Source organism: Micromonospora sp. M61 (assembly GCF_018070245.1).
Lineage (GTDB): Bacteria > Actinomycetota > Actinomycetes > Mycobacteriales > Micromonosporaceae > Micromonospora > Micromonospora zamorensis.
This window is the reverse complement of record NZ_JAGPYA010000066.1, coordinates 1-25,173: the sequence shown is the minus strand read 5'-3', so window position 1 is coordinate 25,173 and position 25,173 is coordinate 1. Positions and strand designations below refer to the sequence as shown.

Below are 25,173 nucleotides of genomic sequence, written 5' to 3'. Positions count from 1 at the left end.
GCAGTACGCCTCAGTGCCGCCGTGGCGACCGTCGTAGGCTGGCGGAATGTCGGGCTCCCCGTACACCAATCTGGACCGCCCGCCGCTGTCGGCGGCCCGGCTGAGCCGCGCGTTGATCGCGCCGAACGGGCCGTGGGCCCGGCTGGAGCTGCGCGCCGAGACCGGTTCCACCAACGCCGACGTGGCCGAGGCCGCCCGGGCCGGCGAGCCCGAGGGCCTGGTCGTGGTCGCCGAACAGCAGACCGCCGGGCGCGGCCGGCGCGGTCGGGTCTGGCAGTCGCCGGCGCGCGCCGGCATCGCCACCAGCGTGCTGCTACGACCCGGCGAGGCCGTGCCGGACCGCGGCTGGCTGCCGGTGACACCCACGGGGTACGGGTGGCTGCCGTTGCTGGCCGGCGTGGCGCTGGTGGAGGCAGTGGCCCGGTTGGCCGAGCTGGAGGCCTCCCTGAAGTGGCCCAACGACCTGCTGATCGACGGCGCGAAGTGTGCGGGCGTGTTGGCCGAGGTCGTGCCGGGTCGTTCGCCCGACGAACCGCCGGCCATCGTGCTCGGCATCGGGCTGAACGTGACGCTGCGCGCCGACGAGCTGCCGGTCAACCCGACCGGGTTGCCGGCCACCTCGCTGCAGCTGGCCGGCGCGGTGGCAACCGACCGGGACCCGCTGCTGCGGGCCCTGCTGCGCGCGGTGGCCGAGTGGTACGACCGTTGGCGTTCGGCGGGCGGCGACGCGGTGGCCAGCGGCCTGCGTGACGCCTACCTGGCGGCGTGCGGAACGGTTGGTCGTGAGGTGCGCGTCCTGCTCCCCGACGGGGAGGTTCTGACCGGCACCGCCACCGGGGTGGACCGGGACGGCCAGCTTCAGGTGGCCACCCCGACGGCCACCCGCACCCTGGCCGCTGGCGACGTCCTCCACCTGCGCTGATCCACCCTCTCGCGATCTTGCGGTCGCTGCCCACCCGCGACGGGCGAGAGCCGCAGGGCGACGGCCCGACGTGCATGATCGGGAAGAGCGGGGTGGGGCCGCGTGGCGGATGTTGTGGTGGGCCCTGGGGGGTTTACCGTCTGCGCGTCGAGAAGAAGGCGTTGGAGGTTCCCCGTGGCGTTTCCAGAAGACGTGCTCACCAAGGACGAGCACGTCGTGCTGCACCTGCATCCGCACTGGAAGGCACTGATCCGGCCGATCGTGGTGCTGGTGCTGGCCATCGCCGCGGTGGTGGTCGGCGTGCTCCTGCTGCCCGAGAGCAGCGGCGGGTCGATCGCGATCGCCGTGATCGGGTTGATCGCCCTGGTCGCGGTGCTCTGGCTCGGTCTGTGGCCGTTCCTGGTCTGGCGGACCACCCACTACCTGTTCACCAACGAGCGCGTGCTGCTCCAGCAGGGTGTCTTCTCCCGGGACCGGCGGGACCTCCCACTCACCCGGATCAACGACCACTCGATGAACCAGCACTTCTTCGAGCGGCTGCTCGGCTGCGGCACGCTTACCATCGAGTCGGCCGGCGAGCGCGGCCAGTCCGTGCTCGCCGACGTGCCGGGGGTCGGTCGCGTGCAGACCACCCTGTACGAGCTGGTCGAGGCACAGCACGACAAGCACTCGCTGGGTGACGGGGAGATGCGCGACATCCTCGCCGACATGCGCGAGGGAAAGCCGCTGCGCGACACCACGACCTGATCGTCCGCGCCGACTGAGGCCCGCCCTGGCCGGAGTCGGGGCGGGTCAGTCGTGTGGTTCGGCCTTCGCCGGGCCGCCTTCGGGCTGTTCGGGCCGGTCCGGGCTGGTCTCGGCCGGCCTGGTCTCGGCTGGGTCGCTCTCGGCTGGGTCGCTCTCGGCTGGGTCGCTCTCGGCTGGGTCGCTCGCGGGCTGGTCGGCGCCGGTCGGGCCGTGGTCGGGCCGGTCAGCCTCGGACAGATCCGCCTCGGACAGATCCGCCTCGGGTGGGTCGGCCGGGCCCGCTGGTTCGGCCGGTTCCGCCGGGCCGGCTGGTTCGGCCGGACCGGCTGGTTCGGCCGGGCCGGCTGGTTCGGCTTCGGTCGGTCGGGCGGCGAACCAGCCACGGAAGCGGGTCCGCAGCACCTCCTGCTCGGGCCGGTCGTCCGGGCCGAGGCGGAGCATGGTGCCGGTGAGGCTGACGGTGCCCAGCCCTGGGCGGGCGGTGGACGGCCTGGCGCCCATCACGTCGACGCGGACGGCGAGTCGGTCCCCGGCGCGCACCGGAGCGAGCCAGCGCAGCTCCTCCAGACCGGGGGAGGCGTCCGCAGCAGCCCGGGACAGCAGGTGGTCGACGTACGCGCGCATGAACAGGCTGACCGTGTAGAAGCCACTCGCGATCAACCCGCCGTGCCGGCTTTCCCCGGCCAGGTCGGTATCGACGTGGTACCACTGCGGGTCGAAGCGGCGGGCGAAGGCGACCATCTCGTCGCCGTCCACGGTTACCACGCCGAGATCGACGGTGAGCCCCGGGACGAGATCCTCGAAGAACAGCTCGGCGGGTTGCCCGGTGCCGGAGCGCGTGGCGGGTGTCGTCACCGGCGGGGCGAGCGGCGGGTGCCGGCGTGCAGTTCCGCGGCGAGTTCCGCGTCCAGGTCGGCGGCGGGGCTGACGCCCGGCCGCGTGGCCCGACCCTGGGTGGGTGCGCCGGGCGGTAGGTCACCGCGTTGCACGGACTCCGCTTCCTCCAGCTCGGACACGGACTCGGCGAGCTCAGCGACCGGGTCCATCTCCGCCATGGTGTCCCACTCGTCGCGCGGGATGCCGTGCCAGGTGGAGTCGGGCTTCGTCTCCTTCTCGACTGGTGCGACGGGTTGGAAGACGAAGGTTCGGTAGGACCAGAACCGGAACAGCGTGGCCAGCAGGACACCGACGGTCTTGGCCACGTTCAGTGCCAGGAGGCCGTGTACGCCGAGGCCGTACTTGGCTGCGGCCACGGCACCAAGCTCAATGAGCAGGCCGGCACCGTTGAATAGGAAGAAAAGGAGGTATTCCCGGCGAAGTGCCGATTTCGGGCGATCCCGGTACGTCCAGTGCCGATTCATCAGGTACGACGTGATCGTGGCGACGATGGTCGCGATCACGGTCGCCTTCAGCTGGCCATTGACGAAAACAGTCAGTGCAAGGGCATTGAACACCGCGTAATTGATGACAGTGTTGATGCCGCCGACGATGCCGAACTTGAGCGCCTCGTGGATGAACTTCTGCCAGCGCTCAGGCAGCAGACGGACAAGACGCATGCGAAACACCTTAGGGCAGTTGGTGCGGCCGGTGATCACCGGCCGAACGAGGTGGGCGGCAGGTCACGCTCGGTGGTCACGCTCGGGCTTCACCTGCGGAAGAGTCGGGGTTCCCGCTTCGATGAAGACGAACCGCCGGTACGACCAGAATCGGAACAGCGTGCCGAGTCCCGTGCCGACGATGTAGCTGGCCACGTTGTCGGCCAGACGCGTCTGGAACACGGACGGCCAGATGCTGCCGAGCCCGTACCGGCTGAGCGCGAGGCAGGCCACCGCGATGCCGAGGCCGACCGCGTTGAACAGGAAGAACAGCGCGTACTCACGGGCCGGGTTGTTGCGTTGACGGTGTCGCCACGTCCAGAACCGGTTGCCGATGAAGGCGACGGAGGCCGCGATCACGGTGGAGATGGTCTTCGCCGTCAACTCCTCGACGCCGCGACTGCTCGTCAGATAGTTGAAGAGCGCGAAGTCGATGATGAAGGCGATCCCGCCCACTGTGGCGAACTTGCTCATCTCGCGGACGAGGTGGCCGAAGCGGTCCAGCAGTTTGCCGACCAGACCCTGTCGGGTCTGCCGGGGTCCCGGTTGCTCCCCGGTCATCGTGGCGGCCACGGAGGGAGCCTACCGGTTGCCGACCAGTCAGAGGGGTAGCAACGGCGAGCAGGCGTGGTCGCTCGAAGGAGCCCATCACCCTGTGCGAAACCGTTGAACGGAGCGTAACCAATTGGGAGGACTGACGCGCCCCGGAACGGGAATCCACGCACCGGTCGGCGGGGCAGGTCACGGTCCGACCGCAACAAGCGTCCGCCGGGGTGCACAACAAGATTTGCGTGAAACTGCGCGGGAAAGCGGGTATCAGCTCGTGATGCCGCAGCGTGGCCGTACCTTGTGCAGTTCTTCACAACCAGTCCCACTGACTCGGAAGGCTGCCCGGTTTACGCTGAGGCCAATCCCAGGTTTCCACGAAGGCGACGCATCGCGCCGCTGAGTCTCGTGCATCCCATAGATCGGTCAGCGTCGACCACAAGGAGATGTGTCATGGTTGCTCCGGCTGTTGTGCGGGGTATTGATCAGGCCCCGACGTCCCATCCGAAACTGCTCGCCTGGGTCCGTGAGGTCGCGGAACTGACCACCCCCGATCGTGTGGTCTGGGTGGACGGGTCCGACGACGAGTGGCGCCGCCTCACCGACGAGCTGGTCGAGGCCGGAACGCTCATCCGGCTGAACCCGGAGAAGAAGCCCAACTCGTTCTACGCGCGTACCGATCCGACGGACGTCGCCCGGGTCGAGGAGCGCACCTACATCTGCTCCGTCGACGAGGCGGACGCCGGCCCCACGAACAACTGGATGTCGCCGCCGGAGATGAAGCGGACGATGACCGATCTCTACCGCGGCTCGATGCGTGGTCGGACGATGTACGTCATCCCGTTCGTCATGGGCCCGGTCGAGGCCGAGTCCCCGATGTTCGGTGTCGAGATCACCGACAGCCCGTACGTGGTCGCCTCGATGCGGATCATGACGCGGATGGGCGCCCGGGTGCTCGAGGCGATGGGTGACGACGCGGACTTCGTGCACGCGCTGCACTCGATCGGCGCACCGCTCGCGCCCGGCCAGCAGGACGTCGCCTGGCCGTGCAACGAGACCAAGTACATCTCGCACTTCCCGGAGACCCGGGAGATCTGGTCGTACGGCTCGGGTTACGGCGGCAACTCGCTGCTCGGCAAGAAGTGCTACTCGCTGCGGATCGCGAGCGTGATGGGCCGGGACGAGGGCTGGCTCGCCGAGCACATGCTGATCCTCAAGATCACCTCGCCGGAGGGCAAGACCTACCACATCGCCGGCGCGTTCCCCTCGGCCTGCGGCAAGACCAACCTGGCCATGGTCGAGCCGACCATCCCGGGTTGGAAGGTCGAGACGATCGGCGACGACATCGCCTGGATGCGGTTCGGCCCGGACGGCCGCCTCTACGCGGTCAACCCGGAGTACGGGCTGTTCGGTGTCGCGCCCGGCACCGACTGGAAGACCAACGCCAACGCCATGCGCACCCTGGACCGGGGCAACTCCGTCTTCACCAACGTCGGCCTCACCGACGACGGTGACGTCTGGTGGGAGGGCATGGGGGAGCCGCCAGCGCACCTGATCGACTGGAAGGGCAACGACTGGACGCCGGAGAGCGAGGGCCTCTCCTCGCACGCGAACAGCCGTTTCTGCACCCCGATCACCCAGTGCCCGATCCTCGCCGACGAGTACTTCGACCCGAACGGCGTGCCGATCGACGCGATCCTCTTCGGTGGCCGCCGCAAGGACACCATCCCGCTGGTGACCGAGGCCCGCGACTGGGTGCACGGCGTCTACATGGGTGCCACGCTCTCCTCGGAGACCACCGCTGCCGCGTCCGGCGCCGTTGGCGTGGTCCGGCGGGACCCGATGGCGATGCTGCCGTTCATCGGCTACAACGCCGGGGACTACTTCCGGCACTGGATCGAGATGGGCAAGGGCACCGACGGCGACGAGGCGAAGCTGCCGAAGATCTACTACGTCAACTGGTTCCGTAAGGACCCGGAGGGTTCGTTCCTCTGGCCGGGCTTCGGGGAGAACTCCCGGGTGCTCAAGTGGGTCGTCGAGCGGATCGAGGGCACGGCCGACGCGGTCGAGACGCCGGTGGGCATGGTTCCCGCACCCGACGCGCTGGACGTCGAGGGCCTGGACATGACCCCGGAGGACGTTCGGATCGCCCTGAAGGTCGACCCGGACGAGTGGCGCAACGAGCTGCCGATGATCACCGAGTGGTTCGAGAAGTTCGGTGACAAGCTGCCGGGCGTGCTCTGGGCCGAGCTGGACGCGCTGCGCGCCCGCCTCGACGCCGCACAGCCGCAGCGGTAGGTGTGAAGACCGCCCCCTGCGGGCAACATCGGATCCCATGAGGACGGCCGCCGAGACCCAGGTCCGGCGGCCGTCCGCCGTCCGGGTGCTCACCATCCTGCTCGCGACGACAGCGGCGGCCACCGTCGTGGTCGAGCTGCTCAACTGGTGGTACGCCCCGGAGCAGGGTTTCGGGCTGGCCGTACGGACCGGCTGGGCCATGCTGCGCTCGTTCGGTTTCCTGCTGTTGATCGGGCACGTCCGGAAGGGCCGGACGGTCGCCCGCCCGTTCGGGCTGATCCTCGCGGTCACCACGATCTTCGCCGTCGGCCGGCTCATCGTGCCTCGGCAGGGGGTGCCGCCGCTGCCCGGCCTGCTCGGCTTCGCGATCCTCACAGCGCTCTGTGCCGCAGTGGTCTGGCTGCTCTACCGCTCGTCGGCGTTGGCCGGGCACCTGGTCCGGCACCGTCCACGCCTCGTCATCGACCGGGCCGGCATCTCCTGGCGGGAGACCCCTCCACGCCGGCCGCAGGCCAGCGCCTGGCTGCTGACCAGCCGGGTGGCGGCGTTCACCTACAGCCCGCTGATGCTGGTGCCGGCCCTGGTGGCCGGGGGTTCCATCCTGGACGGGCGGCTGACCGCGGTGCCGGCCGTGCTGCTCTGGTTCGGCGCCGGCATCGCCGCCAGCTACGCGGTGCTGTTCTGCACCGCGTTCCTGATGCGGGGCAAGGACTGGGCGCGTGGGCTGCTGGTCGTCGTCACTGTGGCCGTACTCGCGGTGGACCTGCCGCTGTGCTGGTGGCTGTTGGGCGTGGACGGCCTGGTCCGCGACGGCGGCCCACTGCTCGCCGCGGCTGGGCTGACCCTCTACGGTTTGCGCCGCGCTTCCCGCGCGGACGACGTCGCGCCGGCCTGACGGCGGCGCCGTCCCGCGCCCGGCTGGCCGCCATCTCTCAGCTCTGACCAGGTAGTGACAGCCGCTGTAGAGCTGCCCCAGATATGGGGCGACCCGCGCTGAAGTCGCGCCGCCCTCCGCGCCTGTGCCCGCTCCTGCGCCTGTGCCCGCTCCCGCTCCCGCGTCCGTATCCACGCCGCCAAGGGCACTGCCCGATGCCCTGGATGCGGGGCAGCGCCCAGGGCCCTGCCCGATGCCCCACATTCGGGGCAGGTCTACAGGCTGTTGGACAGATGGGCCCGCCTCCGAAGAGGCCGCTCATGCCTCCCGGCATGAGCGGCCTCTTCTGGCCACGCCTGGACTGCTCGCGCCTGCCGCTGGCGGCGTTCGCGTTCCTCACGGCAGGAAGTCAGCGCCGTGCGGGTGCGGCCCGCACGAGCGGACAGAGGGCAGGATGGCGGGTGGCGCCGGTCACAACGGTCGGCGTGGGCGGCGCGGGTGGATCGTCGGGGCGGTGCGGGGACAGGCACGGCCGCACCGCGTTGGTCGGAGGGAGGCGCGGTGAGCGACGAGTTCGACGTGGTGGTGGTGGGAGCGGGGCCGGCCGGGGCGGCCGCCGCGCTGACGGCGCGACGGGCTGGTGCCAGTGTGCTGCTGCTGGACCGGGCCGACTTTCCCCGGGACAAGGCGTGTGGCGACGGGATCGCCGCGCATTCGGTGGACGTGCTCGCCGAGCTGGGGGTGACCGAGGCGGTGGAGGGCTACGCGCCGCTGCCCGCGCTGCGGATGATCGCGCCGGGCGGCGGCGCCGTGGCCCGGGCGCTGCCCCGACCCGCGTACACAGTGCCTCGGAAGGTCTTCGACGCGCGTCTGGTGGCGGCCGCCGTGGCGGCTGGCGCCCAGCTGCGCCGGCACACCGTGCGCCAGGTCGAAGCGCGCGCCGACCGGGTGGTGCTCGACGGCGAGTTGTCCGGCCGGGTGGTGGTGGGCGCGGACGGCGCCGGGTCGGTGGTCCGTCGGGCGCTCGGCCACCCGCAGAATCCCGACCGGCACCTGGCGCTGGCCATCCGGGGGTACGCTCCGGCGCTGCCCGGCCCGTCCGAACAGCTCATCGTCACCTCGAAAGCCCGCTGGCCGGCGTACGCCTGGTCGTTTCCGATCGGTGACGGGCGGGCCAACGTCGGGTACGGGGAGGTGCTGCGCGGTGAGCCGTTGAGCCGGACGTACCTGCTGGACCGGCTGGCCGCGCTGCTGCCCGGCACCGACCTGGCGACGGTGACCGCGTTGCGCGCCCATCACCTGCCACTCTCCACCCACCGGCCGTCACCGGGTCAGGGGCGCACGCTGCTGGCCGGGGACGCGATGTCGCTGATCAATCCGTTCACCGGGGAGGGCATCTTCTACGCGCTGCTCTCCGGTGCGCTGGCCGGGGAGGCAGCGGCCCAGGCGCCGGAGACGGCTGCCCAGCGCTACGCCCACGGGTTGCGCCGCCGCCTCGGCACCCACCTGCGACACAGCTCGGTCGCGGCGTGGTTGGCCCGGCGGCGTCGGGTGGTGGATGCGGCGGTCCGGGCTGCCCGCCGGGACGACCGGGTGTTCTACGACGTGGTCGAGTTGGGGCTGGGTGACGGACGCCTCACGGCCCGCACGCTGGCAATGATCGGGATCAGTCTGCCCGGCGGGGATGGGGCTCCGAGGCAGTGATCTGGTCGAAGGGTCGCTACGCTGCTAGGTGATGACGCTGCGGAACCTTATCTACTCCGTCTACGAGCGCCGGCTCACGGCGAAGCTCGCGGGTAAGCCGGTGCCCCGACACGTCGGGGTGATGTGCGACGGCAACCGCCGTTGGGCGAAGGAAATGGGCTTCGTCGACCCGAACGACGGGCATCGGGTCGGCGCGGCGAAGATCAAGCATGTGCTCGGCTGGTGTGACCAGGCCGGCGTCGGCCACGTCACCCTCTATCTGCTGGCCACCGACAACCTGCGCCGTCCGGCGAGTGAGCTGGACCCACTCCTCAAGATCATTGAGGACCTGGCGGTGGAGTTGGCGGAGGAGGGCAACCCCTGGCGGCTGCGCATCGTCGGGGCTCTCGATCTGCTGCCGGCGCAGACTGCGGCGGCGCTCAAGGGCGCCGAGGAGCGCACCCGTGAGCGCACCGGCGGTGCGGAGGTCAACATCGCGGTGGGGTATGGCGGTCGCCGGGAAATCACCGACGCGGTCCGCTCGCTGCTGCTGGAGCACGCGGCCACCGGCGGCACGCTGGAGGAACTGGCCGAGGTGCTGGACGTCGAGCACATCGCCGAGCACCTCTACACCCGTGGCCAGCCGGACCCCGACCTGGTCATCCGCACGAGCGGCGAGCAGCGGCTGTCCGGCTTCATGCTCTGGCAGTCCGCGCACTCGGAGTTCTACTTCTGCGAGCTCAACTGGCCGGATTTCCGGCACATCGACTTCCTGCGGGCCCTGCGCTCGTACGCCACCAGACAACGCCGCTACGGCGTCTGAACGGGCGGCGACAGAGCTGTCGCCGCCCCGACCGGTCAGGGCAGGTGGGTCAGTGCCCGGGTGAGGAAGTCACCCAGCGCAGCCGGGGACTCGATCGTCAGGTCGGCGGCGTTCGCCACCTCCTGACCGGTCTCCGGGTTGGCCACAGCCACGCAGACGCCGACGAAGTCCGGGTCGGCCGCGGCGCGGGTGCGCAGCGCCGCGAAGGCCTTGATGTCCGAGACATCGTCGCCGAAGTACCAGGCGCCGGTCGCACCCTTGATCGCCTCGCCGATCACCATGCCCTTGTCCCGGTCGACCGGGGGCTTGAGCTCCAGCACCATCCGCCCGGCCTGCACCCGCAGCCCCAGCCGGTCGGCCTGCGCCTGCCCCCACTGCTGCACCGTGGAGCCGAGCTGCGGGGCGGTACGCCAGTGCAACGCCACGGAGAGCCGCTTGTACTCGACCAGCGTGCCGGGCGGCAGCTCCGCCCGGGCCTGGTCTGCCAGCTCCTGCATGGTCGGCACCCAGGGCAGCGCGGCCGGCTCGGTGACGGTTTCCCCGCCGCAGTGGCTGTGCTCCAGCCCGTAGAGGCCGTAAAGGTCCACGCCGGTGAGCCCGCCGAGCTGGTCCCGGAGGAACTCGACGGGCCGGGCGGACACGATCGCGACCCGCTGCACGATCGGGGCCAACGCCTCGATCGCGGCCAGCACCTTGGGCGCCGGGCGCACCGCGGTCGGATCGTCGTCGACGGGCGCGAGCGTGCCGTCGAAGTCGAAGAAGAGCACGGTCCCGGCCGCCCGGCTGGCGGTGATCCGCCAGGCCTGGTCGGCGTTCAACGGGGTTCTCGGCTGCTGATTGCCCAGATTCAACGGCGGCACGCGCGTCAGCGTACCCCGGCGATGGGGGCTCATTCCTGGCCGAGCGGACCCGTTCGGCGGTACGAGATCAGCGTTCGGCGGCTCCTCGTCCGCGCCGGCCGAACGGCACCACCGCCGCCTCCTGGCCATGGCTCAACAGGTAGCCCTCCACGAACCCGGTATTGCGATCGCCGGTGTGGTTCTCGATCTCGTTGAGCCGTGCCACCAGAAACTCGGTGAGGGCGCTGATCCGGTTGTCGAGGCGCTCGTGCAGCTCGGCGACGACGGCCAGGATGACCGCGGTGCCGGCGGTGACGAGCGCAAAGAGATTGACGAGCAGCGGAAGCTGCCCACCTTCGACCGCGAGGGTCACCACGTTGCCGGTCGCCCACAGTGTCAACGACACCGTTGCGACCACGACTGCCAACCATTTCAGGGTCATGGACAGACCCCTCCTTCTGTCCCGCAGGGCTAGGTTCGGCCTTGTCCCGTCCCCCCGCCGATGACGAGCCCAAGCAGTACGAATAGGGACGCTAGCGTGCCCGTTCCTGCCCCGGAGGTAAACGAATGAACCCGACCAGGCGTTCTTTCGCTATCTGAGGAACTACCCTGCTTGATTGCCCCTTTTTCGGACATCGACCGGCAACGTTGGGCGGTATGCGAGATATCTGATGGTTTCCCGGATGTGGAACTTCTCCGCGTCCGACACGTTCGGGTCGACCAGGCGGCGCAGTAGCGCCTCGACATCGGGGTCCATCGGAGGGGCGGGTTGACCGGCGCGAGGGCCGGCCGTGGTGCGGTCCCAACCGAGCGCGGCGAAGGCGGCGGCCGGATTCAGCCCGAGGCCCTCGCAGAAGGCGACCACCCGTTCGGCTTCCGGGTCGCTGGCCCAGTCGCCCCGGACCCACCGGTTGATGGTCTGCCGGGAGACGCCGGTGCGCCGGGACACCTCGGTGCCACTCCAGGCCCGGGTCGCCCGTCCCTCGTCCAGGGCGCGTCGGACGAAGGTGGCGAAGGCGATCTTCCGCGCATTGGCCGTCTCGGTCACCCCGTGACGGTACGGCCAGCCGGCGACGGGCGCGCGCGCCGCCTCGCTGCTGTCACGCAGACGTGACGGGATCTTCGGGTTTCCGGTAAACGATTCAGCTTCACTGTTGAGGGGTGCCACGCGGGCAGAATAGATGCCCGTAGTGGCGAACGTAAGCGGACGAAAAGCTGATACTGTCACGCCCATGGGACAATCTACGGTGTGTCTCGTGCATGAGACGATTGGTGCTCACATGCGTCACGCCTCCGGTGCCAAGGGGGTGTGGTGACCGAGCTCGCCACCCGCGCCCAGGCCTTCGGGCTGATCGCTGAGGGAGTGGCCGCGGGGCTGACCGCCCCCTGGCGCCTCTACCTGGCCCGAGGCTGCCGCTACCTGTCGCTGAGCGTCGGCGATCGCATCGAGTGGAACGCCTGGCGTACCCATCTCGGCTGCCCTGAGCTGAGCGTCCGCGTCTACGACGCCGGCGGTGAGATCCGCAGGTCCTCGGTGGCCGAGGTCGTGCTGGACGGCTGCCGGATCAGCGTCGAGCTGGTCGAGGAGGTCAGCACCGACGACCTGGACCGGCTGCTCGTCGCGGATCCCACCACCATCGAGCCGGAGGAGCGATGACCTGCCGTCCTGGCCGGGCCGGAGCTGCCCGATGAGCCCCTTTCTCGCGGTCTTCCTCGTCCTGGTGCTCGGTGCCACCAGCTATGCGGCCGGCCGGCTGCACGGGCAGCTCAGCTACCGCATCGGCTACCGCTTCGGTTACCGGCAGGGCTACTTCGACGGTGATCGGGGCGCCTGGAACAGGCGTCGCCGTGACGCTCAGGCCGCGATCGCCTCGGCCCTGTCGGTCGCCCCGGCGAGCGTCACCCGCTCGGCCAGCACCGTCGCCCGCCCGGGCACCACGTACACCGGCTCGTCGTTCACCGCGCCGGCCGCCCCGATCACCGGGCGGCACCCGACCGGCACGCTCGTCCGACGTCGGGGGTGCGGGGGGGCGGGGGGCGACCCCCCGCCGCCCGACGCCACGAACGCGGTGCGTCGTCCGCGGCGGACACGCACCGTCGGGCCCCGTCAGACCGGTGACGGTGGCCCCACCGGCCGGGATGCGCGCAGGGGGCATGCATCCCGGCCGGTTCCGCCGCGTCCACCGCCGGCATCCGCGCTGCTGAGGGACCAGGCCAACCGGTGTGCGCACACCCGACTTGGGAGATCCACGTCCGACCTCTAGCCGGAAGGGTCCGGCGGGGCTAGCGTCTAGGCATGGCACGGGGTTCTCCCGAGCCAGCCGGTCCGCCCGGATCTGCGACCTCGCGCATGGGGTTCCGCATCCGACCCCGTGTCCCCGGGCACCGGAGGAGGCGGAACACGGGTGGCGGGTGCCCATCCGTCGGAGCAGGCCTGTGACGACTCGCCGTACCACCGCCGGTGCCGACCAGACCCCGGCCGCGACTGCCACGACCCGCCGCGCCACCAGGAGCCGCCGTACGGCGGCTGCCGCGCCGGCCGACCCGAAGGAGCCGCGACCAGCCGGCCAGGCCTTTGTCCTGGACACGTCCGTGCTGCTCTCCGATCCGGCGGCGTTCCACCGGTTCGCGGAGCACGAGGTGGTGCTGCCCCTGGTGGTCATCACCGAGCTGGAGGGCAAGCGGCACCATCCGGAGCTGGGCTGGTTCGCCCGGCAGTCGCTGCGGATGCTCGACGAGCTGCGGGTTCGACATGGTCGACTCGACCGGCCGGTGCCGGCCAACGACGTCGGCGGCACCCTGCGGGTGGAGCTCAACCACACCGACGACGGGGTGTTGCCGCCCGGTTTCCGCACCGAGAGCAACGACGCCCGGATCCTCTCCGTCGCGCTCAACCTCGCCGGCGAGGGCCGGGAGGTGACCCTGGTCAGCAAGGACATGCCGCTGCGGGTCAAGGCGGCCTCGGTGGGCCTGCGCGCCGACGAGTACCGCCACGGTCAGGCCAGCGACCCGACCTGGACCGGCATGTCCGAGATGGATCTGACCGATGAGCAGATCGGTTCGCTGTACGCCGGCGAGACGCTCGACCTCGACGAAGCGGCCGGGCTGCCCTGCCACACCGGCCTGGTGCTGCACTCGGGGCGTGGTTCGGCGCTCGGTCGGGTGCTGCCGGACAAGTCGGTCCGGTTGGTCCGGGGCGACCGCGAGGCCTTCGGGTTGCACGGCCGCTCGGCAGAGCAGCGCATCGCCCTCGACCTGCTGCTCGACGAGTCGATCGGCATCGTGTCGATGGGCGGTCGGGCGGGCACCGGCAAGTCGGCATTGGCGCTCTGCGCCGGGCTGGAGGCGGTGATGGAGCGCCGCCGGCACAAGAAGGTGATCGTGTTCCGCCCGCTGTACGCCGTCGGCGGCCAGGAGTTGGGCTACCTGCCGGGCTCCGAGTCGGAGAAGATGTCGCCGTGGGCCCAGGCGGTCTTCGACACGCTCGGCGCGGTGGTCCACGAGAACGTGCTGGAGGAGGTCACCTCGCGGGGCATCCTCGAGGTGCTGCCGCTGACCCACATCCGCGGGCGCAGCCTGCACGATGCCTACGTGATCGTGGACGAGGCCCAGTCACTGGAGCGCGGGGTGCTGTTGACCGTGCTGTCCCGGATCGGGCAGGGCTCCCGGGTGGTGCTCACCCATGACGTGGCCCAGCGGGACAATCTGCGGGTCGGCCGGCACGACGGGGTGACGGCCGTCATCGAAGCGCTCAAGGGCCATCCGCTCTTCGCGCACGTCACGCTCAGCCGTTCGGAGCGGTCGCCGATCGCCGCGATGGTGACGGATCTTCTGGAGGACATCCCGATCTGATGTCGTTATGTAGGGGTTTGTCCGCATTCTAGGTGTGGCACAGATCACAAACAGGTCGGTTGGTTTCCCATCAGCCTCACTGTGCGCAATCGTGTCCCACGAGCGTCCACGCACCATGAGCATCGTTGATGATCGTTCGTCCTGGGATGGGCGGCATCGGCGGCGGTCGGTGCGTCGGCGCGACCGGCAACCGGTCGGGGCGCTCGTGGCACGGCTGACGGCCCACCTGTGGCCGGCCGCGCCGCGTCCTTGCCCCCGACGAAGGGACCACTTCGTGAGTCGGCTGTGGAGCCGGTTGGGTGCCCGAACGGCCGCCGTGGCGCTGCTCTCCGTGGGCGTAGCCGGCGGCTTCTATCTGGGCGAAGACCGTGAAACCCAGCAACAGGGCCTGACCGAGCAGGTCAGCGTCGAGGTCGACCGGGCCGATTTCGCGTACCAGCGCGAGCGGCAGTCGGCCCACCAGGTGAAGTTCGCCCAGCAGCGGGCCGCCGAATACCAGGCCAAGCTGCGTGCGGCGCAGGCCGCCAAGGAAGCCGCCGAGCGGGCCCGCAAGGCCGAGGCCGCCGCGGCGTCCCGTAAGCGCGAGCGCGAGGCCGCCGCCAACGCGCCCGCCAAGCCGTACACCGGGCCGATCCCCGCGTCCTGCGAGGAGTACAGCGGCAACCGCAAGACCGGCTGCGCCATGACGATCGACGCCGGCTTCGGCATCTCCGAGTTCCCTTGCCTGGAGAAGCTCTGGACCAAGGAGAGCGGCTGGAACCACAAGGCCCGCAACTCCTCGACCGGCGCGTACGGCATCCCTCAGGCATACCCGGGCAACAAGATGAGCTCCGTCGCGTCCGACTGGCAGACCAACCCGGCCACCCAGATCAAGTGGGGGCTGGGCTACATCAAGGGCAGGTACAAGACGCCCTGCGGTGCCTGGACCTACTTCCAGAACAACCACACCTACTGACGGTTCAACGGCGGGACAGGTGGGCGACCACCTGCCCCGCCGTCGCGCGTACGCCGGGCTGCTCGGACGGGACGCGAGTGGCGGTAGGCCGATTTTGCTGATAGCAGTTGTACGGTGACTCTGCACCCGTCAAGCGGCGACCCCTTCCGGTTCGGCACCGAGGCGTTCTACGCCGCGCTCGGCCGAGCCTTCGTCGCCATGTGTGCGGTGGTCCCGTTCCTCTTCCTCATCGAGGCCGTCGACCAGGGTCTCGCGTTCGGCCTGGACGCCACCGCCGGCATCATCCCGCAACGCATCGACGGGCTGGACGGGGTCTTCTTCTCCCCGTTCCTGCACCACGGCTTCGACCACCTCTACAGCAACAGCATCCCGCTGATCCTGCTGGGCACGTTCGTCCTGGCCGCCGGAGCCCGCCGGTTCCTCTGGTCGACCCTGGTCATCATCCTGGTCAGCGGCCTCGGCGTCTGGTTCACCGGCTCACCCAACTCGGTGGTGGTCGGCGCCAGCGGCGTCATCTTCGGCTACCTGGGCATCCTGCTCACCCGGGGCATCGTCGAGCGCAGCTGGTGGAACTTCGCCGTCTTCCTCCTGGTCGGCCTGCTCTACGGCTGGCAACTGGTCGGCATCCTCCCCACCGACGAGCGCATCTCCTGGCAGGGCCACCTGTTCGGGCTGCTCGGCGGGGTGGTCGCGGCGATCCTGTTCCGCCGACGGCGGCCGGCCGTGGACGGGCCGGACTACTCGGGTGACACACTCCGCCTGCCCTGACCGATTCCCCGGCGCGCCTCTGGGACGTGCTTGCCGGACCGTCATCGCCCGCCTACGGTCGAGATCAGCAAGCGTTGATCCGTGAGCGGAAAGCGACGGTACGCCATGCGTGAGGTCGATGTCGCCGTGATCGGGGCCGGCCCGGCCGGTCTCTTCGCCGCGTACTACGCGGGGTTCCGGGGGTTGTCGGTGGCGGTGATCGACGCGCTGCCGGAACCGGGCGGCCAGGTAACCGCGATGTACCCGGAAAAGTTGATCCTCGACGTGGCCGGCTTTCCCGCCGTCAAGGGTCGCGACCTGGTGGCCAATCTGGTCGCCCAGGCAGCCCCGTTCAATCCGCAGTACCTGCTCGGCACGCGCGCCGAGAAACTCTCGTACACCGAGGGGCGTCCGGTGCTCGGCCTGGCCGGCGGCGAGCAGCTCGGCTGCGGCGCGGTCGTGGTCACCGGCGGGCTCGGCAGCTTCAGTCCTCGGCCGCTGCCGTGCGCCGACGGCGCCCCCGGCTCGGGGATCGTCTACTTCGTCACCGAGCCCGCCGAGTTGGCCGGCCGGGACGTGCTGATCGTCGGTGGCGGCGACTCCGCCTTCGACTGGGCGCTGGCGCTACAACCGTTGGCCCGTTCGGTGACCCTGGTGCACCGACGGGAGAAGTTCCGAGCGCATGCCTCGACGGTGGCCCGGGTGCTGTCGCTGCCGGTGCGGGTGGTGGTCAACGCCGAGGTCAGCCGACTGATCGGGGACGGCACGGTGACCGGCGCCGAGGTGACCGTACGCGGTGGTGCGGCCGAGACGCTGCCGGTGGACGTCGTGGTGGCAGCCCTCGGCTTCACCGCCGATCTGGGGCCCCTCGCCGAATGGGGGCTACAGCTCGACCGCCGGCACATCCTGGTGGACAGCGCGATGGCGACGAACCTGCCGAGGGTCTTCGCGGCGGGTGACATCACCGAATACCCGGGCAAGGTCCGGCTGATCGCGACCGGCTTCGGCGAGGCCGCCACGGCGGTCAACAATGCGGCCGTGGCCATCGACCCGGGCGCGCACCTCTTCCCGGGGCACTCCTCCGACGCCGGCTGACCCTTGGTATCGAGGACAGACCGGCTCGTGTCCGGATCGAGACGGCGCCTGGCGCTTCGCGGTCAGCGCCTGGCGGGTGGCGCCAGCGCGGCGATCAGCACGGCCACCATGGTCAGCGCGGCCCCGAGCAGGGTGTTCAGGCCGGGGTGCGAGGCGGCTGTGGGCGAGACCAGGTCCAGCAGGACCGCCCCCACGATCTGGCCGGCGATGGTGGCCAGACCGAGCAGCAGGACCCCGGTGAAGCGCACGATGGCCGCCGCGATGGCGATGAACACGATGCCGATCGGCCCGCCCAGATAGAGCCACGGCTCGGTGGGGAGGTGACCGGTCGGCCAGCCGCGCACCGCGAGGTCGATCGCGAACGCCACGAGCAGGGTGACCGTGCCGACGAAGAAGTTGACCAGCGTGGCGGTCAACGCGCTGTCGGCCGCCGCCCGGACCCGGCCGTTGACCGCCTGCTGCCAGGCGGTGCCCACCCCGGCGATCAGGGGCAGCAGGGCCAGCGCCAACATGCCCGGGTCCTTGAGTCGGTCACCGACCGCGAGGCCGACCGCCAGCACGGTGAGCACCGCGCCGGCGAGCCGTTGTCGGGTGACCGGCTGCCGGCCCGTCGGTCCGATTCCCGCCCGGTCCACGGCGAGGCTGCTGCCGCTCTGGCCGGCCACCACCGCCACGGTGAAGACGGCCACGCCCAGCGAGCCGATGGTCAGGCCCTGGGAGGCCACCAGGAACGCCCCGCACATGCCGCCGAGGCACTGCCACGGCCGCAGCGCGCCCCTCGCGAGCGCGCCCCGCAACGCGACCAGGCCACGCCGTCCACCGGGGGTGAGCGGCACCAGCACCAGGAGCACCACCAGGCCGCCGCCGAAGGAGACCACAGCGGCCGCGAAGCCGTCGGCCAGGCGTTCCCCCAGCTCGCCGTTGATGCGGGACTGCACCGCCACCGCGACCCCGGAGATCGATGCCAGCGCGACACCGGTGATCCGGCGGGCGGCGGACAGGACCGGTGGGGTCGCTGTGTCGGTGATGGTCACTCCTGTTCGGCCAGCGGACGACCGTCGAAGTCGATCGCGGAGTAGAGCGCCAACTTCTCCAACCGGTGGTACGAGTCGATCACCCGGATGGTGCCGCTCTTCGAGCGCATCACGATCGACTGCGTGTACGCGCCGCCGGCCCGGTAGCGCACCCCGCGCAGCAGATCCCCGGAGGTGACCCCGGTCGCCACGAAGAAGCAGTTGTCGCCAGTTACCAGATCATCGGTGCTCAGCACCCGGTCCAGGTCGTGCCCGGCGGCGATCGCCTTCTCCCGCTCCTGCTCGTCGCGCGGCCAGAGCTTGGCCTGCATCGCACCGCCCATGCACTTCAACGCGCAGGCGGAGATGATGCCCTCCGGGGTGCCGCCGATGCCCATCAGCACGTCGACATCCGACTCGCCCCGGGCAGCCGCGATGGAGCCCGCGATGTCACCGTCGGAGATGAACCGGATGCCCGCCCCGGTCCGGCGGATCTGCGCGACCAGGTCGTCGTGGCGGCTCCGGTCCAGCACGCAGACGGTCACCTCGGAGACGTCGGTGCCCTTGACCTTGGCGATCCGGCGCAGGTTCTCCGCCACACCGGCGTTGATGTCGATCACGTCGGCGTACACCGGCCCGACGGCGAGCTTCTCCATGTAGAACACGGCGCTGGGGTCGAACATCGCGCCGCGCTCGGAGACGGCCAGCACCGCCACGGCGTTCGGCATCCCCTTGCTCATCAGCGTGGTGCCGTCGACCGGGTCGACGGCGACGTCCACCTCCGGGCCGGTGCCGTCGCCGACGTGTTCGCCGTTGAAGAGCATCGGGGCGTTGTCCTTCTCGCCCTCGCCGATCACCACCACGCCGCGCATCTGGATCGAGTTGATCAGCTTGCGCATCGCGTCGACAGCGGCTCCGTCGCCGCCCTCCTTGTCACCCCGGCCCACCCAACGGCCGGCGGCCATCGCCGCGGCCTCGGTGACCCGGACCAGGTCGAGGGCAAGGTTTCGGTCGAGATCCTGTGGGATCCGCGTCCTGGTGTTCGTCATGACGGCTACTCCTCCTCGCGACGGTGCGGGGACGACCGACGTCGGGGAGGCCCCCACTGCCGGCTTTGTCGCTGATCCTCACACGATGGCCGACCCGGGGTCGGCGCGGGGCGGTGATGGCCCGGATACCGCCGGTCGGGCGGCTGCGAAGATGGTGGGGTGGAACCCGCACAGCCAGCCGACCGCGTCCCCGCCGACCGCACGCCGCCCGACGGTCAGCCGCCGGTCGACGTCCCCACCGGCCCCGGTGGTGAACCCGCCGCGACCGATCCGACGCCACCGCCTCCGCTGAAGTCCGGCAAGTCCGAACGCTCGCCGAAGGACATGGCGATCTCGTTGCTGGTGCTGCTCGTCCCGATCGCCCTCCTGCTGGCGTTCTACCGGGGATTTCTCGGCGGCGACGAGCCCACCACCGTCGATCCCGCCCCCGCGATCGAGCAGGCCCGGTCGGCGAACGTGTTTCCGGTGAGCCAACCGGAGGGCCTCGGCTCCGACTGGTCGACGGTCAGCGCCCGCTACCAGACCGTCGAGGGCGGCGCGAACCTGCGGCTCGGCTACCTCACGCCGGAGGGGCGGGGCGTCCAACTCCTGCAGAGCAACGTGCCGGCGGAGCGGTTGCTCCCCGCGGAGCTGACCAGTCAGGGTCAGCCCCAGGGCCCCACCGAGCTGGGCGGGCGCACCTGGCAGCTCTACACGGCCCGGGGAAACCAGCAGGCGCTGGTGCTGCTGGAACCGACCCGGACGGTGATCGTGATCGGCGATGCCCGGGACAACGAACTGCGCGAACTGGCCGGCTCGCTGCGCTGAGCGGACTCGGTCGATCGACGGCCCTGGTGGTGGCCGGAAAGGGCAACCGGACAGAAGGGTGATTGTCCGACCCGACAACAGGGAACAGAGAGGGAGTGATCCGGGCGCGCTGCTCGGCCCGGGTCGCGCGGCGCAGCCGACGGTGCTGCTGCGTCGCCCGGTTTCCGGCGCCGTCCAGGTCGTCGGGTGACCCTCTTGGGAGACACGCATGACTGTTCGACGACTCGGCGCCGGCCTGGTAGCCGCCGCTCTGTTCACGCCCGCCCTCGCTGCCTGCGGCGACGGGACGACCGGCACCGCCGAATCGACCGCGTCCCCGACGGCGAGCTCCTCCGTCGCGCCGAGCGCGGCCAGCGGTACGCCCGTGCCGGGCGATGCCAAGCAGGCACTGCTCGACTCCACCAAGGAGATCAGCAACGGCAACTTCCGGTTCGCCCTCACCGCCGTCGGCTCGACGGTGGAGGGGCAGGTGCACCAGCCGAGCCAGAGCGCGGCCATGAAGATCGCCATCGGTGGGCCCTCGTCCGACCTGGCGATGAAGCTCGACGTGATCCACTACAAGCCGGACAGCTGGGTCAAGCTGGAGCTGACCGGCCCCACCGCCAACAGCCTGCCAGCCATCAAGCAGCTCAACCTCGGTAAGTACCAGCACCTGGACCAGGCCCGGATCAAGGGCAACCGCAACCTCGGCTTCGACTTCGACAAGGTCGACCCGGCCGGCAGCGCGGTGCTGACCCAGGGCATCACCGAGGTACGCAGCACCGGCACCGGCGCGTACGCCGGCACCATCGACGTCACCAAGGCCGCCGAGGCGGGCTCGCTGAACGCCGCCACGATCGCCGCGCTGGGCACCCAGGCGAAGACGGTCCCGTTCACCGCGAAGGTGGACCCGCAGGGCCGCCTCAGCGAGCTGGTGTTGCAGTTGCCGGCCGCCGGGCAGACCGCCGCCCAGGAGATCAAGATGACGTACTCCGACTACGGCACCGCCACCGCCGCGCAGAAGCCGCCGGCGGACCAGGTCGTCGAGGCGCCGGCCGAGCTGTACAGCCTGTTCAACTGACGTACGTGGGTGGGGGCGGCTCCGGCCGCCCCGCCCGCGGTCAGGAAGCGGGCTCCTGCCGGGCAGCGTCGATCCGTGCCCGCGCCCCATCCAGCCACCGTTGGCAGATCACCGCCAGCGCCTCGCCGCGCTCCCAGAGCGCCAGCGACTCCTCCAGGGACGTGCCGCCGGCCTCCAGCCGCTCGACCACCGAGGCCAACTCGGCGCGGGCCTGCTCGTAACTGAGCCGCTCGTCCGGCCCGGCCTTCGTGTCGTCAGTCATCGAACCCATCCCACCACATCGGCGGCAGACCGACCGGCAGCGGGTCCGCCTGCCCGCAGGCCCGCCGCGGATACGTGAATTTTCCATCCGGCGCGGCCCGCCGTCATATTTCGTGTTGCGACACGCCCGGGGACGTACTAGATGTCGCCGGCCAGCTTCGGGCGCCGAGCGACCGACGTCATCCTCGGGTGATTCCTCCAGCTCATGCTGCCTTTGCCGACGATGGTCCGGGAGTGGCGAGCGCCCCGTGGTGTCGATCGACATGCCGCAGGGCCGGCATGGGACGGCCCGTTCAAACGACGGAAAAGCATCGATGAGCGACTATCTGATATCCCTTGCTGGAGATGTCGGAAGTTAACATACCGCCAGAGTGTGACATTGACCGGTTGATCAGCCCTCTGTGACGGTGGCCTTCCGCATACGGCTTGTGCCTGCGGGGTGACGTTCCGAACCGACACCAGGTCGGTCGCGGCGCCAACACGGGGGAGTGCCAGCAATGCCACTGAGATCTGCCCGATTTATCCTGCTCACTTTTGCTCTGTTGGGGCTGATGCTGTACGGGGCGCCGGTACTGCCGTCGCACCCCGGCGCCCCCGCCGCGCGAGCGGCCACCACGGTTACCCTCACCGCTTCGTTGCTCCGATCCACCGGCGCGGAACTGCGCTGGAACCGGCCCGACACCGGGGCGGGATACGAGGTGCACCGGTCCACCACCGCCGGCTTCACGCCCTCGTCAACGACCCTGCTCGCCCGGCTGGGCGACCCGTCGGCCACGCGCTGGGCGGACACCACGGGCGCGCCGGAGCGGACCTTCCACTACCGGGTACGGACCACCGGAACCTCGCCCGTCACCTCCAACGAGCTGACCGCCTCGTTGCCGGCCAAGGGCACGGCACGACTCACCGTGCCAGCCGGGCTGGGCATGGGCGGCGCCACTCAGGTCCACCGGGACACCACCTCCCCGCAGGGCTGTGACGACTTCTTCAACAATGGTGCGGCCACCACGATGCGGGTGGGCACCGCCGCCGACGGGCACGCATACCGGTCGCTGGTCCGCTTCGACCTGCGCGACATCCCGGCCGGCGCCACCGTCGCCGCCGCCACGCTGTCGCTGTCGTACCAGGGCAGCGGCTACGCCGGGCAGGTGGGCGTACGCCGGATCAACCGGGAGTGGCGCGAAGGCGGCGCGACCGGGGCCTGCGACGGTTCCGGGGCCAACTGGAACGAGGCGCAGGCCGGCGTGCGCTGGAGCACCGGCGGCGGCGACATCGAGGCCGCGGCCGCGACCCTTCCCGCCCGCAGCCGCAGCACCGCCGGCAGCGAGGCCGTGGACGTGGCCGCGCTGGTCCGGCAATGGGTCTCCGGTGCCGCGCCGAACCACGGCGTGGCGCTGGCCGCGCCGACCGAGACACCTGGCGCGACGGACTCCTATGTGAGCTACCTGTCCGACGACGCCGGGGCCCAGGCGCCGGCCCTGACCGTGACCTTCAGCGACACCACCGCACCGCGTGGACCGCAGGTGTTCGTCACGGACCCGAAGCCGGGCGCCCGGGTGGAGAGCGGATCGGTCATCCTGCGCGCCACCGTCGGCGACGAGACCGAGGTGGCCAGGGTTCGCTTCTACGAGGACGTTCAGCTGCTGGGTGAGGACATCAGCCCGCCCTTCACCCTGAAGACGACCTTCGCGGACGGCCCGCACCAGGTGACCGCCGAGGCCGTGGACGCCACCGGCAACGCCACCCGCTCGCCGCTCGTCGGGTTCACCGTGCTGGCTCCGATCAACTCCCAGATGCGGTGGTACGGCATCAGCGACGGTGCGGTGATCTCAGGTGCCAGGGAGATCAAGGTCTTCGGGCAGCCCGCCCTGAACGACGGCCCGGGCATCAACGGGTTCGACCTGCTGGTCGATGGCGTTCCGGTGGCCACAACCGGGGCCAGCTGCGGCACGTGGGACCTGGAGAGTTTCACCCGGGGATGCGCGGTGACCTGGGACACGACCAATCCGCTGGCGTCCTGGGAGGACGGCCCACACCAGCTTCAGCACCGGGAGTTCGATGACGCCGGGCGGGTGTCCGCCGCCTCGGCCCCGATTACCGTGACACTGAAGAACGACACGAACAGCCAGTTCAACACCGATGTCACGGTGGCCCAGCCCTACTCCGCGGACGCGGACCTGCCGGCGTTGATGCGGGAGAACCCGGCGGCGTCCGCGCCGATTCAGGACCCGTACACCGGCACCGTCGACGGCAACGGCATCGGTGGTGGCAGCCTCGGCGTCTCCGTGGCGCAGGCCCCGACGCAGATGGCACCCGCGACCGGCGGGACCTGCCCGGCCGAGGCGTTCTGCACGCAGGTGAACGTGGCGAACAAGTCCACCGCCACCTGGAGCGCCGCCAACACCGAGCTCTGGTACCGCTGGGTGGCGAAGAACGGCGCGGTGCTGTTGCAGGGCAAGGCCGACGGCACATTCCCGACCATCGCCCCAGCCGGCAGCGCGCCGGTGGCGGTGAGCGTGCAGCCGCCGAAGCTACCCCCGGGTCTGCGGATGGGCCAGTACGAGTTGCGTTTCGACCTCTACAACACGGCGGCGAAGACCTGGCATTCGGCCAAGGGCGACCAGCCGCTGGTGCGCGAGGTCACGGTCACCAAGAACGACCTGCTCGGCTTGGAACGGTTCTGGCAGTACGACGCCGAGGACCTCGGCGCCGGCATGACCTCGCTGACGAACGTGGCCAGCGGCAACATGCTGGTCCGTTACTCGCCGTTCTTCGCCCCCGGGCGGGGCCTGTCCAGCATGGTCGACCTGACCTACAACACGCTGGAGGACCAGTCCCGCAGCCCGGCCGGGAACAACTTCTCGCTGTCGATGAGTGGCCTGGTCCGCATCGGCAGCCAACTCGACCTGCACCCGCGACCGAAGCCGCGGGAGGTTGACTTCATCGACGGCGACGGCACGCGGCACCACTTCGCCGGCACCGACGACGGCGCCGGCGGCACCCGCTGGCAGGAGCCGCCGGGGGTGAACCTCTACCTGCGTGAGGCGCCGACGAACGCGGCGGACCGACGCTGGGCGTTGACCCGGCCGGACAAGGTGACCTACTGGTTCGACGCGGACGGCTACCCCACCGCGGTCACCGACCGCAACGGCAACACCCTCACCTTCACTCTTGAGGACACCCCGCCGGGTGAGGATCCGGGCGGCCCGAAGAAGCGCATCACCAAGGTCACCGACCCGGGCGGGCGGGCCTTCACCATCGACTACTGGTCGAAGGACGAGATCAAGAAGGCACGCGTCCGGGGCAACGTCCAGCGGATCACCGACCACTCCGGCTCGGCGCTGGACTTCGACTACTACGACGACGGCAACCTGCTCCGACTGACCCAGTTGGGCGGCACCACCCCCGCCGGGGCGATCCTGCCGGACCGGTCGTTCGTGTTCACCTACACCGTCTCCAACGGCACCGGACCGGCCATTCCCCTGGCCGACGATCGGATCAACCCGGAGTCGAAGATCGGTAACCAGTCCAGCCGGCTCTACAGCGTCCGCGACCCCCGAGGCGCCGAGACCACCTACGCGTACTACGGCCCCAGTGAGGGCGCGAAGCTGCGCTGGAAACTGAAGTCCCGCACCAACCGGGCCACCAAGACCACCTCGTACACCTACGACGTGGACAACGCGGTCACCACCATCACCGCCCCGGGGTCCCGCACCACGAAATACACCTATGACCCCACGGGCAAGGTGACCCGGATCGTCAACCCCCTCAACCAGGCCACCGCGGTCGAATGGTCGGCGGACTACAAGGTCAGCAAGGTCACCGAGCCGACCGGCAAGTTCACCACCTACGAGTACAACCCCAACGGGTACCCGACCGCCCAGACCGACCAGCTGGGCAAACGCAACGAGCTGACGTATCTCAACCAGGCCGTGGACGCGGCGGACACCGGCAAGCACCTCTCGCTGCTCGACACCGTCACCTCACCCAAGGGCGTCGCCACCACCACG

23 protein-coding genes and 1 pseudogene are annotated in these 25,173 nt (G+C 70.4%); 15 read left to right on the top strand and 9 right to left on the bottom strand.

Annotated elements, in window-relative coordinates; genetic code table 11:
• Nucleotides 1-46: 46 nt before the first annotated feature.
• A complete protein-coding gene (locus tag KBX34_RS28055) occupies nt 47-922 on the top strand; it encodes a biotin--[acetyl-CoA-carboxylase] ligase (RefSeq protein WP_210793261.1) in 876 nt (291 codons plus the stop codon).
• A 174-nt stretch (nt 923-1,096) separates the two neighbouring features.
• On the top strand, nt 1,097-1,669 hold the full coding sequence (locus KBX34_RS28050) for a PH domain-containing protein (protein WP_210927932.1): 573 nt from the start codon (nt 1,097-1,099) through the stop codon (nt 1,667-1,669).
• 45 nt (nt 1,670-1,714) lie between these two features.
• Here the strand turns inward: KBX34_RS28050 and KBX34_RS28045 are convergent, their stop codons facing one another.
• From KBX34_RS28045 to KBX34_RS34475, 3 genes are all read right to left on the bottom strand, one after another.
• Nucleotides 1,715-2,524 carry a MaoC/PaaZ C-terminal domain-containing protein gene (locus tag KBX34_RS28045; protein WP_210927924.1) on the bottom strand — a complete coding sequence of 270 codons (810 nt, stop codon included), beginning with the start codon at nt 2,522-2,524 and terminating at the stop codon, nt 1,715-1,717.
• On the bottom strand, nt 2,521-3,225 hold the full coding sequence (locus tag KBX34_RS28040) for a GtrA family protein (RefSeq protein WP_210927947.1): 705 nt from the start codon (nt 3,223-3,225) through the stop codon (nt 2,521-2,523). Before KBX34_RS28040 ends, KBX34_RS28045 begins: the two co-directional genes overlap by 4 nt.
• Nucleotides 3,226-3,288: 63 nt before the next feature.
• Nucleotides 3,289-3,825, bottom strand: coding sequence for a GtrA family protein (locus KBX34_RS34475; RefSeq protein ID WP_210793291.1), 537 nt, complete (start codon nt 3,823-3,825; stop codon nt 3,289-3,291).
• Between the two features lie 438 nt (nt 3,826-4,263).
• Between KBX34_RS34475 and KBX34_RS28030 the strand changes: the two genes are divergently transcribed.
• The 4 genes from KBX34_RS28030 (at nt 4,264) to KBX34_RS28015 (ending at nt 9,488) form a co-directional block, all read left to right on the top strand.
• The gene (locus KBX34_RS28030; RefSeq protein ID WP_088946203.1) at nt 4,264-6,108 is read left to right on the top strand and encodes a phosphoenolpyruvate carboxykinase (GTP); all 1,845 of its coding nucleotides are present in this window, start codon (nt 4,264-4,266) and stop codon (nt 6,106-6,108) included.
• 37 nt (nt 6,109-6,145) lie between these two features.
• A complete protein-coding gene (locus tag KBX34_RS28025) occupies nt 6,146-7,003 on the top strand; it encodes a hypothetical protein (RefSeq protein WP_210793259.1) in 858 nt (285 codons plus the stop codon).
• 540 nt (nt 7,004-7,543) lie between these two features.
• On the top strand, nt 7,544-8,686 hold the full coding sequence (locus tag KBX34_RS28020) for an NAD(P)/FAD-dependent oxidoreductase (protein WP_210927922.1): 1,143 nt from the start codon (nt 7,544-7,546) through the stop codon (nt 8,684-8,686).
• Between the two features lie 31 nt (nt 8,687-8,717).
• The gene (locus KBX34_RS28015) at nt 8,718-9,488 is read left to right on the top strand and encodes an isoprenyl transferase (protein WP_088946206.1); all 771 of its coding nucleotides are present in this window, start codon (nt 8,718-8,720) and stop codon (nt 9,486-9,488) included.
• A gap of 35 nt (nt 9,489-9,523) precedes the next feature.
• Here KBX34_RS28015 and otsB read toward each other — a convergent pair whose 3' ends face one another.
• From otsB to KBX34_RS28000, 3 genes are all read right to left on the bottom strand, one after another.
• Nucleotides 9,524-10,348, bottom strand: coding sequence for a trehalose-phosphatase (gene otsB, locus KBX34_RS28010; RefSeq protein ID WP_210927920.1), 825 nt, complete (start codon nt 10,346-10,348; stop codon nt 9,524-9,526).
• Between the two features lie 67 nt (nt 10,349-10,415).
• A complete protein-coding gene (locus KBX34_RS28005) occupies nt 10,416-10,769 on the bottom strand; it encodes a hypothetical protein (protein ID WP_088946208.1) in 354 nt (117 codons plus the stop codon).
• A gap of 162 nt (nt 10,770-10,931) precedes the next feature.
• Nucleotides 10,932-11,375, bottom strand: coding sequence for a helix-turn-helix domain-containing protein (locus KBX34_RS28000; RefSeq protein ID WP_210927912.1), 444 nt, complete (start codon nt 11,373-11,375; stop codon nt 10,932-10,934).
• Between the two features lie 264 nt (nt 11,376-11,639).
• Between KBX34_RS28000 and KBX34_RS27995 the strand changes: the two genes are divergently transcribed.
• The 6 genes and pseudogenes from KBX34_RS27995 to KBX34_RS27970 all read left to right on the top strand — a co-directional run bounded on the left by KBX34_RS27995 (nt 11,640) and on the right by KBX34_RS27970 (nt 16,976).
• A complete protein-coding gene (locus tag KBX34_RS27995) occupies nt 11,640-11,984 on the top strand; it encodes a hypothetical protein (RefSeq protein WP_088951461.1) in 345 nt (114 codons plus the stop codon).
• Nucleotides 11,985-12,015: 31 nt separating this feature from the next.
• A pseudogene (locus tag KBX34_RS27990) lies at nt 12,016-12,348 on the top strand (hypothetical protein); the annotation flags it as partial.
• 415 nt (nt 12,349-12,763) lie between these two features.
• Nucleotides 12,764-14,179, top strand: coding sequence for a PhoH family protein (locus tag KBX34_RS27985; RefSeq protein WP_088946211.1), 1,416 nt, complete (start codon nt 12,764-12,766; stop codon nt 14,177-14,179).
• Between the two features lie 274 nt (nt 14,180-14,453).
• The gene (locus KBX34_RS27980) at nt 14,454-15,134 is read left to right on the top strand and encodes a lytic transglycosylase domain-containing protein (RefSeq protein ID WP_088946212.1); all 681 of its coding nucleotides are present in this window, start codon (nt 14,454-14,456) and stop codon (nt 15,132-15,134) included.
• A gap of 114 nt (nt 15,135-15,248) precedes the next feature.
• Nucleotides 15,249-15,902, top strand: a complete 654-nt coding sequence (locus KBX34_RS27975; protein WP_099850536.1) for a rhomboid family intramembrane serine protease — start codon at nt 15,249-15,251, stop codon at nt 15,900-15,902.
• Nucleotides 15,903-16,007: 105 nt separating this feature from the next.
• Entirely contained in the window at nt 16,008-16,976 is a 969-nt protein-coding gene (locus KBX34_RS27970) for an NAD(P)/FAD-dependent oxidoreductase (RefSeq protein WP_210927945.1), read from the top strand.
• A gap of 62 nt (nt 16,977-17,038) precedes the next feature.
• Here the strand turns inward: KBX34_RS27970 and KBX34_RS27965 are convergent, their stop codons facing one another.
• Both KBX34_RS27965 and glpX read right to left on the bottom strand, forming a co-directional pair.
• On the bottom strand, nt 17,039-18,004 hold the full coding sequence (locus tag KBX34_RS27965) for a DMT family transporter (protein ID WP_374223726.1): 966 nt from the start codon (nt 18,002-18,004) through the stop codon (nt 17,039-17,041).
• Nucleotides 18,005-18,006: 2 nt separating this feature from the next.
• Nucleotides 18,007-19,038 (bottom strand): class II fructose-bisphosphatase, encoded by a 1,032-nt coding sequence (glpX, locus tag KBX34_RS27960; RefSeq protein ID WP_088946216.1) that lies wholly within the window; start codon nt 19,036-19,038, stop codon nt 18,007-18,009.
• 159 nt (nt 19,039-19,197) lie between these two features.
• Here glpX and KBX34_RS27955 point away from each other — a divergent pair, with 159 nt between their 5' ends.
• Together KBX34_RS27955 and KBX34_RS27950 are read left to right on the top strand one after the other, a co-directional pair.
• Nucleotides 19,198-19,845 carry a DUF4245 domain-containing protein gene (locus KBX34_RS27955; protein ID WP_210793255.1) on the top strand — a complete coding sequence of 216 codons (648 nt, stop codon included), beginning with the start codon at nt 19,198-19,200 and terminating at the stop codon, nt 19,843-19,845.
• A 208-nt stretch (nt 19,846-20,053) separates the two neighbouring features.
• Nucleotides 20,054-20,905, top strand: a complete 852-nt coding sequence (locus tag KBX34_RS27950) for a hypothetical protein (RefSeq protein WP_210927910.1) — start codon at nt 20,054-20,056, stop codon at nt 20,903-20,905.
• Between the two features lie 40 nt (nt 20,906-20,945).
• Here KBX34_RS27950 and KBX34_RS27945 read toward each other — a convergent pair whose 3' ends face one another.
• Nucleotides 20,946-21,167, bottom strand: coding sequence for an exodeoxyribonuclease VII small subunit (locus KBX34_RS27945; protein WP_030328827.1), 222 nt, complete (start codon nt 21,165-21,167; stop codon nt 20,946-20,948).
• Between the two features lie 634 nt (nt 21,168-21,801).
• On the opposite strand from KBX34_RS27945, the gene KBX34_RS27940 reads away from it, so the two are divergent.
• Nucleotides 21,802-25,173 (top strand): DNRLRE domain-containing protein (locus tag KBX34_RS27940; RefSeq protein WP_210927908.1); only part of this gene is annotated, 3,372 nt, incomplete at its 3' end.